We start from the raw sequence: 12,564 nt of genomic DNA on the forward strand, positions 1-12,564 counted from the left end.
CCTATCTTTTCATCGCGACGGCGCTGGTCGCGACCACCGGACGTCGGTGGCCACCGTCGAGAAACCCTGACGGGTGTATGTCGCCATCGCCGCTCGGTTGTCGGCCTCGACGTACAGCACGACGCGGGTCAGCCCGCGCGAGCGCAGGTGGTCCAGGCCGAGGCGGGTGACCAGGGCTCCCAGGCCGCGGCCCTGGTGGTCGGGGTCGACGGCCACGACGTAGACCTCGCCGGTGTGCTCGTCGTCGTCCGTGGGGTCCGCCTTGGTCCAGTGGAAGGCCGCGAGCCGCGGCGCCGCGCCCGAGACGTCCTCGACCATGATCAGGCCCTCCGGGTCGAACCAGGTCGAGCCCATCCGGTCCCGCAGCCCGGCCAGGTCCAGCGAGCCCTGCTCCGGGTGGTGGGCGAAGGCCCGGGCGTTGACCCGCAGGACCGCCTCCTCGTCCCCGGGGACGAAGTGGCGGACCGCCAGGCCCTCGGGCGCGACGGCCGGTTCGAGCTCGGACGCCGTGGGTGCGAGCGGCCGGCCGAGCTTGCGCAGGTCGCGCCCCGGCAGGAAGCCGCGCGAGGCCAGCAGCCGCCGGGCGGGCGGCAGGTCGCCGTGCGCCCACACGTGCACCTCCGCGTCCCCGAGGCCGGCCAGGGCGGCGTCCAGCAGCGCGCCGCCGAGGCCCTGCCCCCGGTGGGCGGGAGCGACCACGAGCTCCAGGCCGTCGGCGTCGCCGCCGGCATACGCCGCGACGTGCCCGCCGGACCGCACGACCAGGTGCCGGCCCGGCCGGCTCAGGTCGAGCCGAGCCTGCTCGGACAAGGGACCGACCCCGTCGACGTCCGTGGCCTCGGCGACGACGTGGCGCACCTCGTCGACCTCGGCGGGGGTGAGCTGGTGGAGCAGGTCGACCTGGGGCTGGCTGGGCATGCGCCCATTGCACCACGCAGGCCCGGGGGGTGCTCAGGCGCGACCCGCGCCCTCGGCCAGGTCGGAACCGCCCGCCGGTCCCTCCGCCGTGCCGGTCCCGTCGGCCGCCGGCTCGTCCGGCCCGGCCAGCTCGTCGAAGCGGTAGCCGACGTTGCGGACCGTCCCGATCGCCAGGTCGTGCTCCGGCCCGAGCTTGGCGCGCAGCCGTCGGACGTGCACGTCGACGGTGCGGGTGCCCCCGAAGTAGTCGTAGCCCCAGACCTCCTGAAGCAGCTGGGCGCGGGTGAAGACCCGGCCGGGGTGCTGGGCTAGGTGCTTGAGCAGCTCGAACTCCTTGTAGGTCAGGTCGAGGACCCGGTCGCCCAGTCGGGCGGTGTAGGCCGCCTCGTCGATGGTCAGCGAGCCGGAGCGGATCGGCTCGTCGGTCGGGTCCTCCTCGGCGCCACGACGGGTCCGTGCCAGCCGCAGCCGGGCCTCGACCTCCGCCGGCCCGGCCGTGTCCAGCAGGATCTCGTCCAGGCCCCACTCGGCGGTGACCGCGACCAGCCCACCCTCGGTGAGCACCGCCACGAGCGGGGCCGTGGTCCCGGTCGCCCGCAGCACCCGGCACAGCCCACGGGCCGAGGCCAGGTCCCGGCGGGCGTCCACCAGCACGGCGTCGCACCGCGGGGCGTCCAGCAGCGCCGAGGCCTCGGCCGCCGAGGTGCGCACGTGGTGGGGCAGCAGCGCCAGCGCAGGCAGCACCTCGGCGCTCGCGGCGGGCGCGTCGGTGAGCAGGAGGAGCAGGGCCATGGTCCGAGGAGCGTATGGCGACCGGCGCCGCTCGCGCGGGATGCGACCATGGGGTGATCACCGTCCGCACGACCGAGGAGAGCCGTGGTCAGCGCGCACACCGTCGAGGTGAGGTACTGGGCCGGGGCCCGGGCCGCCGCCGGGGCACCGTCCGACACCCTGACCCTCGCCGCCGGCCGGCATACCGTCGCCGACGTGCTGGCCGCCGCGGTCGAGGCGCGACCCGCCCTCGCCCGGGTGCTCCCGGCCTGCAGCACCCTGCTGGGGGGCCGCGCGGTCGGCGCCGACGTCCCGGTGCCGTCCGGTGGCGTCGTCGAGGTGCTGCCGCCCTTCGCCGGCGGGTGATGGAAGGATGCGCGACGTGATCTCACCCGACGCCTCCCGTCGCCTCGAGCTGAGGCAGCACGCGAGGCGGATCGCCCGCCCCACCACCGTGCGCGAGCTGCCCGCTCGCAGCCTGGTCGTCCTGGCCGCGGTCGCCCTCGCGGTCCTGCTCGCGGTGGCCGGGAGCGCCCGGGGAGCCGCGGGACCCGTGACCGTGGGCGCCGTCGCCGTGGCCTTCGCGGTGCTCACCGCAGGCTGGACCCGACTCGTCGGCCTGCCGAGCCGCAAGGGGACGGTCATCACCGTCGGCATCACCGCGGTGCTGCTCCTCGCCTCCGTGGCGCTGCCCAGGGACGGCGCCAGCCTGCGCTGGGTCCCGGCCGCCCTGGCGCTGGGGGTCGTGTCGGCCTTCCTGCACCAGCTGCTGCGTCGCGACGGTCGCCCGCGCGTGGTCACCTCGTTGTCGGGCACGCTGCTCGCCCTGGCCCTGCTCGCGTCCGGGGTCACCTGGGTGGCCGTCCCGGGCCTGCCCGGGGGAGAGCGGGGGGCGCAGGTCGCCGGCGCCGCCGTGGCGGTCACCGCTCTGGTCGAGTGGCTGCTCCACCGGGCGCGCCGGTGGCCGACGATCGTGCCCGGAGCCGTCGTCGCCGGCACCGGGACGGCGCTCGTGGTGGCCGTGCTCGTCGGTGCCCCCTTGCTGCCCGCGGGCCTGCTCGGGGTCGCCTGCTCCGGGCTCGGCCTCGCCACCCGGGCTCTGATGGCACCGCTGCCCACGCTGGTCGTCCACCGCGCCCAGCTGGTGAGCGGGGTGGCCTCGGTGCTGGTGTGCGGCCCGGCGGTCGAGATGGTCACGCGCCACCTGCTGGGCTGACCACCGACTAGCATCGGGCCGTGCCCTTCGAGATCCCCACGGACCTGCCCGCGCCGCTGCTGCCCCTCGCCTGGATGATCGGGCGGTGGGAGGGTGTCGGCCTGTTCTCCTATCCCACGATCAGCGAGGGCCGCTTCGGCCAGGAGCTCGAGATCACCCACGACGGGCGGCCGTTCCTGGAGTGGCACTCGCGCACCTGGGAGCTCGACGAGGAGGGGACCAAGGTCCGCCCGAGGGCCACCGAGGTCGGCTTCCTGCGCCCGACGGGCGAGGAGAGCAAGGAGTGCGAGCTGCTGCTGGCGCACCCCACCGGCATCGTGGAGATGTACTACGGGACCGTGGAGCCGGCCCGGCTGATGATGAAGACCGACGGCGTGCTGCGCTCCCCGGAGGCCAAGGACTACTCCGCCGGCTCGCGGATGTACGGCTACGTCAACGGCGAGCTGTTCTGGGCCATGGACATGGCTGCCGAGGGTCAGCCGCTGCAGACCCACCTGTCCGCCCAGCTCAAGCGGGTGTCGTGACCGCTGGGGCGGGGGCGCCCGGCCGCGGTGCCTCGCCGCTGCTGGAGCGCCCCGGCGCCGTCTCGGGCGAGCGGGAGGACGCGGGCGTCGCCGCGCACTACGGCGACCCGATGCGCGAGCAGCGCCTCCTCGTCGAGGGCCTCGCCGCCGTGGACCTGTCGCACCGCGGCGTCGTCACGGTGACCGGCCCGGACCGCCTGTCCTGGCTGCACTCGCTCACCACCCAGCAGCTCACCGGCCTGCCGCCCCGCACGTCGGTGGAGGACCTGGTGCTCAGCCCGACCGGGCACGTCGAGCACGCGCTGCACCTCGTCGACGACGGCGAGACCGCCTGGGTCACCGTGGAGCCGGGCACCGCGCCGGCCCTGGTGGCCTGGCTGCACCGGATGCAGTTCCTGCTGCGGGTCGAGGTCACCGACGTGACCGAGGCGTATGCCGTGGTCGGCGAGCCCGTCGACGCCGAGGGCGCGGAGGGCGAGCCGCCCACCTGGCGCGACCCCTGGCCGCACCTGGGTCCGGACTCCGCGGCATACGGTCCGGTCGAGGGTCATCCCGGCGCCGACCGCCGCTGGCGCGAGGTGGTCGTGCCCCGTGCCGAGCTCGCCGACCGGCTGGCCGACCGCTCGCTCGCGGGCACCTGGGCCGCGGAGGCGCTGCGGATCGCCGCCTGGCGGCCCCGGCTCGGTCACGAGACGGACCACCGCACTATCGTGCACGAGGTGGACTGGCTGCGGACGGCGGTGCACCTGCACAAGGGCTGCTACCGCGGGCAGGAGACCGTGGCCCGGGTGCACAACCTCGGGCGGCCGCCGCGACGGCTGGCCTTCCTGCACCTGGACGGCTCGGGCCACGTGCTGCCCGAGCGGGACGCGCCGGTCGAGCTGGACGGGCGCGTGGTCGGTCGGCTCGGCTCCGTCGCTCGGCACCACGAGGAGGGCCCGATCGGGCTGGCGGTGCTCAAGCGCTCCACGCCGGTGGAGGCAGACCTGACGATCTGCGGCATCGTGGCGGCCCAGACGGAGATCGTGGCTCGCTAGCCCCCTGGATCCGCAGGATCTGCGCCCTGTGCCACGATGGCGGCATGTCTCAGTCCACCCTGATCACCGTGGCCGCGACGGGCGCGGAGTCCACCAAGGCCGACGTCCCCACCCTTCCGACGACGCTCGAGGAGCTCGTCGAGACCGCGCAGCGCTGCGAGGCGGCGGGGGCCGGCCTGATCCACGTGCACATCCGCGACGATCGGCACGAGCCCACCCTCGACGTGGGTCGGCTGCGCGAGACCGTGGCGGCGCTGCGCGAGGCGACCGACCTGGTGGTGCAGCTGTCGACGGGCGGCGCCATCACCGATCCCTTCGAGGCCCGCCTGGCGGTCCTGGACGCGGACCCCGACTCCTGCTCGCTCACCTGCGGCAGCACCAACTTCGGCGACGGGATGTTCCTCAATCCCCATCCCTTCATGCGCGATCTCTACGTCCGAGCGCAGGAGCAGGAGGTCGTGCCGGAGTTCGAGATCTTCGACCTCGGCCACGTGCACGCCCTGGGCCGGCTGATCGAGGAGTGCGGCCTGCCGTATGGCGGGAAGGTGCACTGCGACTTCGTCCTCGGCGTCCCGGGCGCCGCGCCGGCCACGCCGCAGGCCCTGCTCGCCTGCGTGGCCGCCCTGCCGGCCGAGGCCACCTCCTGGTCGGCGACGGGCATCGGGCGGGGTCACCTGCCGATCATGGCGACCGCGGTCGCGGCAGGCGGTCACCTGCGGGTGGGGATGGAGGACAACCTCTTGCTCGCGCGCGGGGTCAAGGTCGAGCACAACGCCCAGCTGGTGGAGCGGGCGGCGCAGCTGGCCGAGCTGCTGCAGCGCCCGGCCATGTCGACGGCGGACGCCCGGGAGCTGTTGCAGGTCAAGGACAAACGCGCCCGCTGACCTCACGGAGCGGCGAGCGGGCGCGGTCCCGGCGCGAGCGGTTGACCTCTGCTTGCAATCGCAAGCAGACTGTCCGTCATGGGACGGTTACCAGTGGCTCGGCTGCCCGGGTCGGACCTGGGTGCCTACCTGCGCGAGCAGCGGGTGGCCGCCCAGCTGAGCCTGCGGCAGCTGTCCGAGCTCGCGGGCGTCAGCAATCCCTATCTCTCCCAGATCGAGCGGGGGCTTCGCCGCCCCAGCGCGGAGATCCTCAACGCCCTGGCGACCGGGCTGCAGGTCTCGGCGGAGTCGCTCTACGTCCGCGCCGGCCTGCTGGACGACGAGGCCGTCCGGGCGCCGCGCTCCGACGTGGTCGCCGCGATCGAGGCGGACCCGGCCCTGTCCCCGCGCCAGCGGGCGGCGCTGGTGGACCGCTACCGCCAGATGGTCGATCCGTCGGGGTCGTCCGCCGGCCGAGCCCGCACCCAGGCCGCGGGCTCGGCGGACGGCTCGACCACGGCCCGGCCCGGCGCCCGCCGCCGCCCCACGTCTCGCAGCACCGTCACCACCACCCCGAGGAGCACGCCATGAGCAAGAAGTCCACGGCCCGCAAGCAGCCTGCGGTCGCACCGGTCTACGCCGCCGTCGGAGCCGCCGACCTGGCGATCGAGCAGCTGAAGAAGACCCTCGCCCAGGTCGAGACCCTCGCCGACGCCATCCGCACGGACCTCGAGGAGCGCATCGCGAAGGCCAACGAGGAGGCCCACGACGCGGCGGTCAAGGCCGGCAAGGTCGCCCACGGCGCCCCCGAGCAGGTGCTCAACCAGGGCCTGACCGTGGCCAGCCTGGCCTCCCACGCCTACACCGAGATGACCCAGCGCGGCCAGCGCGTCGTGGGCCGCAGCGTGGAGGAGATCCGCGAGGACAAGCGCGTCAAGGCCGCCGCCGAGCGCGCCGAGGCCACCGTCAGGGCCGCCGCGTCCGTGCGGGGCCTGGCCGACAAGGCGCTCGGTCGCGACGAGGACGCCGCCGCGGTCACCGTCAAGGGCGCCGTCGTGGAGGGCGAGGGCGCCCAGACGGCGCCGGTCAAGAACGTCCGGGCCGTCGCCAAGGACGACAAGGCCGAGACCCCCCGCCCGCCGCGCAAGCGCACCGCGAAGCGTGCCACCACGATCGAGGACGTCGAGACCACCCCGGCCAAGGCGACCAAGCGGCCCTCCCGCGCCTCGGTCGCGGGCAAGGCCACCGCGATGCGGTCCGCCACCACGGCGGCCGACCTCGAGGAGGGCACGCAGGCGGACACCCCGGCGGTCACGAAGGCCGCCCGCGCGCCGCGCCGTCCCCGCACGGCCAAGGCCGACGTCCCGCCCGCCACCGGCGGCACCTCCTCCGCCGAGGTCGGGGCCTCGGTGGCGCAGGCCGCCACCGAGTGACCTGCCGAGTAGGGTCGGAGGGCTGACCGCCCTCCGACCCTACTCGCCATACCAGGAGCTGCCGTGCGCGCCGTCATCACCCGAGTCACCGCTGCCAGCGTGGTCGTGGCGGGTGAGGTGGTCGGTCAGATCACCTCACCCGGGCTCCTGGTCCTGCTGGGCGTCACCCACGACGACGGGCCGGACCAGGTCGCGGCGATGGCCCGCAAGATCACCGAGCTGCGGATCCTCGACGAGGAGCGCAGCGTCCTCGACATCGGCGCCCCGGTGCTGGTGGTCAGCCAGTTCACGGTGTACGGCGACACGCGCAAGGGCCGTCGTCCGTCCTGGTCGGCGGCCGCCCCCGGCCCGGTCGCGCAGCCGCTCGTCGACGCCGTCGTGGCCGCGGTCCGCGAGCGCGGGATCCACGTGGAGACGGGCCGTTTCGGCGCGACGATGGATGTCGCGTCGGTCAACGACGGCCCGTTCACCGTGATCGTGGACGTCTGACGGCTACGCTGCCGGGGTGCTCGCCGATCTCTCCTTCACCCTCCAGGGCCTGATCACCTCGGCCCTGATGCTCGCCGCCGTGGTCGGCGCCCTCGTCGGCCTGGTCCAGGTCCTGCGCATCCGCGAGGACGCCTTCCGCGCCGCGGGCAAGCTCACCAAGGCCGGGTGGGGGGCCATCCTCGGCGGCTCCGCCCTCGTGGTCTTCGCCTTCGGCCCGCTCAGCCTGCCTGGCCTGATCGCGGTCGTGGCGATCATCGTCTACTGGGTCGACGTGCGGCCCGCGCTGCGCGCGGTGCTGGGCGCGGGCCGGTCGGACGGCCCCTACGGCCCGTGGTGACGACCTCCGTCGAGGGTCCGGCCGGACCGCTGGAGGTCCTGACCGTCGGGCGCGGCGCCCCGTCCACGGTGTTCGCCCACGGGGTGGGGGCGGCCATCGAGTCCACCCGTCCCTTCGCGTCGGGAGTCCGGGGGGCCCGTACCTTCTTCCACTTCCGCGGGCACGGGTCCTCGGTCACGCCGGACCTGCCGTGGACCTATGACGACCTTGCCGACGAGCTGCGCGCGGTGGCCGACCACGTCGGCGCCGGCCGGGCCCTGGGCGTGTCGATGGGGGCAGCCGCGATCCTGCGGCTGCTGACGCGGACCCCCGACCGGTTCGAGCGGGTGGCGCTCGTGCTGCCGCCCACCCTGGACGAGCCGCGCCGCGGGACGGCCGTCCACGAGGTGCACCGGCTGGCCCGTCGGCTGGAGGAAGGCGACGTGTCCGCCGCCTACGAGCTCTTCGCCGGTGACACGGGTGCCGGGGCGGGGGCGGGTGGCGCCGCGGATGCCGCCGACCGGTGGGCCCGGTCCATGGGCGACGCCGTCGCCGACGGCCGGATCAACCGCCTCGGCCTGGCACGCGCGCTGGCCTCGATGCCCGGCCAGGCCGCCGTCGGGTCCGCCGCCGACCTGGCCGACGTGACCTGCCCGATCCTCGTGCTGGCCCAGGAGGGCGACGAGGTGCATCCCGCCCAGGTGGCCCGCCGCATCGGCGAGGTCCTCCCGCAGGCCCAGGTGCACGTGCTCCCGCCGGGCGGTCTGCTCTGGGCGCACCGCGACGAGGTCCGCCGCCTCGTGAGCGGATTCCTAGGTGTAACTCGGCAGGACGTTGTTGACGCTGGTTTTGGGGCGTGAGGCTGGGGGCTTGCCGCCAGCGGCTGTGTGGGGGCGATGGTAGTTGTAGTGGTTGACCCACCCGGCGATGCCGTTGCGACGTTGCTGCTCGCTGGTCCAGGGGCGGGCGTAAAGGACCTCGCTGCTCATCAGGCCTTGGTAGCGCTCGACCTTGCCGTTGTGCTTAGGCGTGTAGGGGCGGATCCGTTGATGGCGTGAGGCGAACGAGGCGGCGTGACGGGCGAAGTGCTTGGACGTGTAGGCGGGCCCGTTGTCGGTGACGATCCGCGTGTAGCGGGTGATGCCGTGGGCGCGGAAGAACACTCGGGCGCGGGACAGGAACGCGACCACGGTGGCGGCGGTCTCGTCGTCGTGGCACTCGGTGTAGGCCAGGCGGGAGAACCCGTCAACGGCGGAGTGGATGTACGTGTACCCGGCACGGGTGCCCTTCCTGCCGGTGGCGCGGGCGGCGCGGTCGGCTGCTTTGTCTTGCTCGCTGCCGCGTCCGTGGACCCGCCAGCCGCCACCGTCGGGGATGCGGGCGGCTTTCTTCACGTCGAGATGGATCATGTGTCCGGGGTAGCGGGCGGTGATCGTGCCGGGCGCGCGGAGGGGTTCGCCGTCGGCGTCGAGCCATGACAGGCGAGGCAGCCCGACTCGGTGCAGGATCCGGGAGACCGTGCACGCGGCGATCGTGACGCCCTCGGCGGCGAGGTCGGCGGCGATCCGCGTGGCCGAGCGCTTCTTCTTGCGCAGCTCGATGACCCGGTCCACGACGTTCTGAGGCGTCTGGGTGGGGCGCCGGTGGGGTGCGCTGGAGCGGTCGAGCAGTCCGGCCTGCCCGTACTCGCGGTAGCGGTTCACCCACCTCGACAGGCACTGGCGTGACACGCCTGCTTCCGCGGCGACGTGGGCGATGGGGCGGTGCTGACAACGCAGCACGAGCCGGTGACGACCCTCGGGTGTCAGGGGCGCGTTACGGTGGGGCACAGGGCAGGTCCTTCGAGATCGGCTATACGAGTTGCTTGGTCGCTACTCATGGTGCCGCCGACGGACCTGCCCGTCCTCAACCCCGGCCCCGCGTCAACAACCTCCTGCACCGCAACACCTAGGCGGCTGACGCCTCCTGGCCCGAGGTCTCCTCGCGGGTCGCGGGCACCAGGGCGAGCGCGAGGACCGCGAGCGCCCCCACGAGCAGCAGGGAGTGCAGCACCCCCACCCGGTTGCCCAGGGAGCCCAGGAAGGGCGGTCCGGCCAGGAAGGCGAGGTAGCCGATCGTGGACACGACGCTGACCCGGGCGGCCGAGCGGTGCGGATCGTCGGACGCCGCGGACATGCCCACCGGGAAGCCGAGGCTCGCCCCCACGCCCCAGATCGCTGCCCCGACGTACGCCAGGACGGGGCCGCCGAAGACCACCAGGAGCGAGCCCACGGCCGCCAGGACGAAGAGCACCCGCAGCACCGCCACCCGCCCGTGCCGGTCCAGGGCGGCGGTGCCGAGCAGCCGACCCACCGTCATGGCGGTCAGGAAGACCGCGAAGCCCAGCACCCCGGCCCACCGCGGCAGCTCGTAGCCGTCGACGAAGGCCACCGCCACCCAGTCGTTGGCGGTGCCCTCGGTGAGGGCCGCCACGAGCACGACCACGCCGATGAGCAGGGTCCGCGGCTCGCGCCAGGCCGACGCCGCGGAAGGACGCTTCTCGTGGTGCTCGGCGTCGGCGCCCGGCACGAAGCCCCGCACCGCCAGCGCCCCGAGCACCGGCCAGGCGACCGCCACGGCGAGCAGGTGGGTCCACACCGGGACGTGCAGGTAGGACAGGCCTGCCGTGACCAGCGCCATCAGGACCGTGCCCGCGGAGAAGGCCGCGTGGAACCACGGCATGATCGCGCGGCCCAGGTGCTGCTCGACGGCGGCGCCCTCGATGTTCATGGCGACGTCCCAGCCGCCGATCCCCAGGCCGATGAGCGCGAAGCCCACCCCGGCGAGGGGAGCCTGGGGCAGCAGATCGGTCGCGACGCCGAGGGTGGCCAGTCCGACGACGAAGACCGCCAGGCCGGCGAGCACGGTCCGGGCCGCGCCGATCCGGCTCGTGACCGCGCCGGCGAGCGGCAGCCCCACCAGCGAGCCCACCGAGCCGCACATGAGCAGGGCGCCCAGCGTGGCGGGATCGAGGCGGAGGGCGGCCTTGATCGCGGGGATCTGCGAGGACCAGGTGGCGAAGCCCATGCCGTTGACGGCGAAGACGGCGGCGACCGCCCAGGCGGCGCGGCGGGCGGAGGCAGGGGTGACGGTGGTGGCGCGGCTGCTGGGCACGGTGTCCTCTCGAACGGGTGGTGAGCCCAACCTAACGAACTCCCCGGTGCCTCCCGGCCTGCTCGAAGCCTCCACCCAGAGGGGCGTCCTAGGTTCTGCGGAAAGTCGGAAAGCATCGACCGGGGCGAGGGCCCCGGTGCAAGGGGGGAACCAGCATGAATCCACGACCTGTCGGCCGGCTGCTCGCCGTGATCGCCGTCTACTACGCCATCAGCGCAGCCGGCTTCTCGCTCCTGTCACGAGCGGGGATCGAGTACACCGACCCGCGCATCACCTGGGCGGCACTCCCGCAGATGCTCGTCCTGGCCGGGCTCGTCTGGTGGGTGCAGCGGGACTCGTGGCCGCCGGTGCGGTCGCTGCTGCGCCGCGGCCCTGACAGCACGCTGGAGCACCTGCTGCCGCTGACGGCCGTCCTGACCGTGGTCGTGGTGTGGGTGGAGGCCCTGGTCCGGGGGATGTTCGCCCCGGTGCTGCTGAGCTCCACGGTGCTCGCGTTGCTCATCGGCTTCGCCGAGGAGGGGATGTTCCGCAAGTATCTCCTCGACGCGGCCGGGCCGACCTGGCGCTCGCTGGTCGGGTGCACCGTCCTGTCCGTGATCAGCTTCGGAGCGGTCCACCTGGTCAACGTGACCAGCGGTATGTCGCTGTCGGCGGCCCTGGGCCAGTCGGTCGGAGCCATGGGCTTCGGGGCCTGCTTCGCGGTGCTCTATCTCGCCACCCGCAGCATCTGGGCCCTGGTCGCCTGGCACGCCACCGTGGACTTCGGCCTGTTCGCCGCTCACGCGGGCGACCTCTACAGCCCGGGGGTGATCGGGCTGCTGGTCGACGCGGTCGTGATCATCTCCCTGCTGATGCTCGTCCTGCGGGCCTGGCGGCACCGGGCGACCTGGCGCTCGTGGCCGGCGCTGGCGGCCGCCCGGCGCTGACGCTCGGGCGGCCTGGGCCGGCCCCGGCCCGGCGTCGCGGGCCGTCGCCCTCAGGAGGGGGCGACGGCCTCCCACGCCACCGTCAGCTCGCCGAGCCGCCATCGCGCCGGGCCGTCGAGCACCGGCCAGCCCTGGTCGCGGAGCGCGCCCGCGGTCGCGAGGAAGCGCTGGCGCGCGCCGTACGACGCGAGCGGTGCCTGCCGGGCCCACTCCGTGTCCACCGCGGCGAGCCACCGGTGCACCCGCTCGCCGGGGACGTTGCGGTGGATCAGCGCCTTGGGCAGCCGCTCGGCCACGACACCGGGTCGCTCCAGGCCCCGCAGGTGCCAGGAGCAGGTGAGCGAGAGCGGGCCGGAGCGGGCCAGGGCGACCCAGGACGCGAGCCGCCCGATCTCGTCGCAGGTCCCGTCCACGAGCACCCCTGCGGGCGTGAGCCGCTCGCGCAGCCGCGCCCAGGCCGCGGGCACATCGGACTCGTCATACTGGCGCAGCACGTTGAAGGCCCGGATGACGGTGGCGGACTCGCCGTCCAGCGGCACCTCGAAGCCGCCGAGCCGGAAGCTCAGGCCTGGCCGCTCCAGCGGGAGGGCCTGAGCGACGCGCGCCGGGTCGATCTCGATCCCCACGACGCGCACGTCCGCCCGCACCCGGGTCAGCCGCGCGTGCAGCTCGACCGCCGTGACGGGGGAGGCGCCATACCCCAGGTCGACCGCCACCGGTGCCGGCGCGGACCGCAGTCGCCACGCGGCCGGCCCGGCCAGCCAACGGTCGCTGCGGCGCAGGCGGTTGGGGTTGGTCGTCCCGCGGGTGACGGTGCCGATGGGGGAGTGCCTGACCACCGCGCCAGCCTAGGCGGACGACCCGGGCGGACGGGCTCGTCGGGAATACCTCCGCGCAGGTCGGCGGTTTCCGTCGGTG

Annotated in this window: 16 protein-coding genes; 11 read left to right on the forward strand and 5 right to left on the reverse strand. The window is 74.5% G+C overall.

What is annotated here, in order from left to right; genetic code table 11:
* Window positions 1-9 precede the first annotated feature (9 nt).
* Both mshD and MM438_RS02705 read right to left on the reverse strand, forming a co-directional pair.
* Window positions 10-918: a mycothiol synthase gene (mshD, locus tag MM438_RS02700; protein WP_241450651.1), complete on the reverse strand. Its 909-nt coding sequence runs from the start codon at window positions 916-918 to the stop codon at window positions 10-12.
* Window positions 919-951: 33 nt separating this feature from the next.
* Entirely contained in the window at window positions 952-1,710 is a 759-nt protein-coding gene (locus MM438_RS02705; RefSeq protein ID WP_241450653.1) for a winged helix-turn-helix transcriptional regulator, read from the reverse strand.
* A gap of 84 nt (window positions 1,711-1,794) precedes the next feature.
* Here MM438_RS02705 and MM438_RS02710 point away from each other — a divergent pair, with 84 nt between their 5' ends.
* The 10 genes from MM438_RS02710 to MM438_RS02755 all read left to right on the forward strand — a co-directional run bounded on the left by MM438_RS02710 (window position 1,795) and on the right by MM438_RS02755 (window position 8,427).
* Entirely contained in the window at window positions 1,795-2,055 is a 261-nt protein-coding gene (locus MM438_RS02710) for a MoaD/ThiS family protein (protein WP_241450655.1), read from the forward strand.
* A gap of 16 nt (window positions 2,056-2,071) precedes the next feature.
* The gene (locus MM438_RS02715) at window positions 2,072-2,905 is read left to right on the forward strand and encodes a hypothetical protein (RefSeq protein ID WP_241450657.1); all 834 of its coding nucleotides are present in this window, start codon (window positions 2,072-2,074) and stop codon (window positions 2,903-2,905) included.
* A 20-nt stretch (window positions 2,906-2,925) separates the two neighbouring features.
* A complete protein-coding gene (locus tag MM438_RS02720) occupies window positions 2,926-3,429 on the forward strand; it encodes a heme-binding beta-barrel domain-containing protein (RefSeq protein WP_241450665.1) in 504 nt (167 codons plus the stop codon).
* Window positions 3,426-4,466 carry a CAF17-like 4Fe-4S cluster assembly/insertion protein YgfZ gene (gene ygfZ / locus MM438_RS02725; protein WP_241450667.1) on the forward strand — a complete coding sequence of 347 codons (1,041 nt, stop codon included), beginning with the start codon at window positions 3,426-3,428 and terminating at the stop codon, window positions 4,464-4,466. Before MM438_RS02720 ends, ygfZ begins: the two co-directional genes overlap by 4 nt.
* Window positions 4,467-4,510: 44 nt before the next feature.
* Complete coding sequence (locus tag MM438_RS02730) at window positions 4,511-5,350, forward strand: beta-keto acid cleavage family enzyme (RefSeq protein WP_241450669.1); 840 nt, start codon at window positions 4,511-4,513, stop codon at window positions 5,348-5,350.
* Between the two features lie 78 nt (window positions 5,351-5,428).
* Window positions 5,429-5,920 (forward strand): helix-turn-helix domain-containing protein, encoded by a 492-nt coding sequence (locus MM438_RS02735; RefSeq protein WP_241450671.1) that lies wholly within the window; start codon window positions 5,429-5,431, stop codon window positions 5,918-5,920.
* Window positions 5,917-6,762, forward strand: a complete 846-nt coding sequence (locus tag MM438_RS02740; protein WP_241450673.1) for a hypothetical protein — start codon at window positions 5,917-5,919, stop codon at window positions 6,760-6,762. The genes MM438_RS02735 and MM438_RS02740 overlap by 4 nt, the downstream gene beginning before the upstream one ends.
* A 63-nt stretch (window positions 6,763-6,825) precedes the next feature.
* The gene (gene dtd / locus MM438_RS02745) at window positions 6,826-7,251 is read left to right on the forward strand and encodes a D-aminoacyl-tRNA deacylase (protein WP_241450681.1); all 426 of its coding nucleotides are present in this window, start codon (window positions 6,826-6,828) and stop codon (window positions 7,249-7,251) included.
* Between the two features lie 16 nt (window positions 7,252-7,267).
* On the forward strand, window positions 7,268-7,588 hold the full coding sequence (locus MM438_RS02750) for a DUF2516 family protein (RefSeq protein ID WP_241450684.1): 321 nt from the start codon (window positions 7,268-7,270) through the stop codon (window positions 7,586-7,588).
* Window positions 7,582-8,427 (forward strand): alpha/beta fold hydrolase, encoded by an 846-nt coding sequence (locus MM438_RS02755; protein WP_241450686.1) that lies wholly within the window; start codon window positions 7,582-7,584, stop codon window positions 8,425-8,427. The genes MM438_RS02750 and MM438_RS02755 overlap by 7 nt, the downstream gene beginning before the upstream one ends.
* Here the strand turns inward: MM438_RS02755 and MM438_RS02760 are convergent.
* Together MM438_RS02760 and MM438_RS02765 are read right to left on the reverse strand one after the other, a co-directional pair.
* Complete coding sequence (locus MM438_RS02760) at window positions 8,380-9,396, reverse strand: IS481 family transposase (RefSeq protein ID WP_241450101.1); 1,017 nt, start codon at window positions 9,394-9,396, stop codon at window positions 8,380-8,382. The genes MM438_RS02755 and MM438_RS02760 overlap by 48 nt on opposite strands.
* A 118-nt stretch (window positions 9,397-9,514) precedes the next feature.
* Window positions 9,515-10,720, reverse strand: a complete 1,206-nt coding sequence (locus MM438_RS02765) for an MFS transporter (protein WP_241450688.1) — start codon at window positions 10,718-10,720, stop codon at window positions 9,515-9,517.
* Between the two features lie 155 nt (window positions 10,721-10,875).
* Between MM438_RS02765 and MM438_RS02770 the strand changes: the two genes are divergently transcribed.
* Entirely contained in the window at window positions 10,876-11,646 is a 771-nt protein-coding gene (locus MM438_RS02770) for a CPBP family intramembrane glutamic endopeptidase (RefSeq protein ID WP_241450690.1), read from the forward strand.
* A gap of 50 nt (window positions 11,647-11,696) precedes the next feature.
* Here MM438_RS02770 and MM438_RS02775 read toward each other — a convergent pair whose 3' ends face one another.
* Window positions 11,697-12,485: a class I SAM-dependent methyltransferase gene (locus MM438_RS02775; RefSeq protein ID WP_241450692.1), complete on the reverse strand. Its 789-nt coding sequence runs from the start codon at window positions 12,483-12,485 to the stop codon at window positions 11,697-11,699.
* Window positions 12,486-12,564: the final 79 nt, after the last annotated feature.

Source organism: Arsenicicoccus dermatophilus (assembly GCF_022568795.1).
Lineage (GTDB): Bacteria > Actinomycetota > Actinomycetes > Actinomycetales > Dermatophilaceae > Arsenicicoccus > Arsenicicoccus dermatophilus.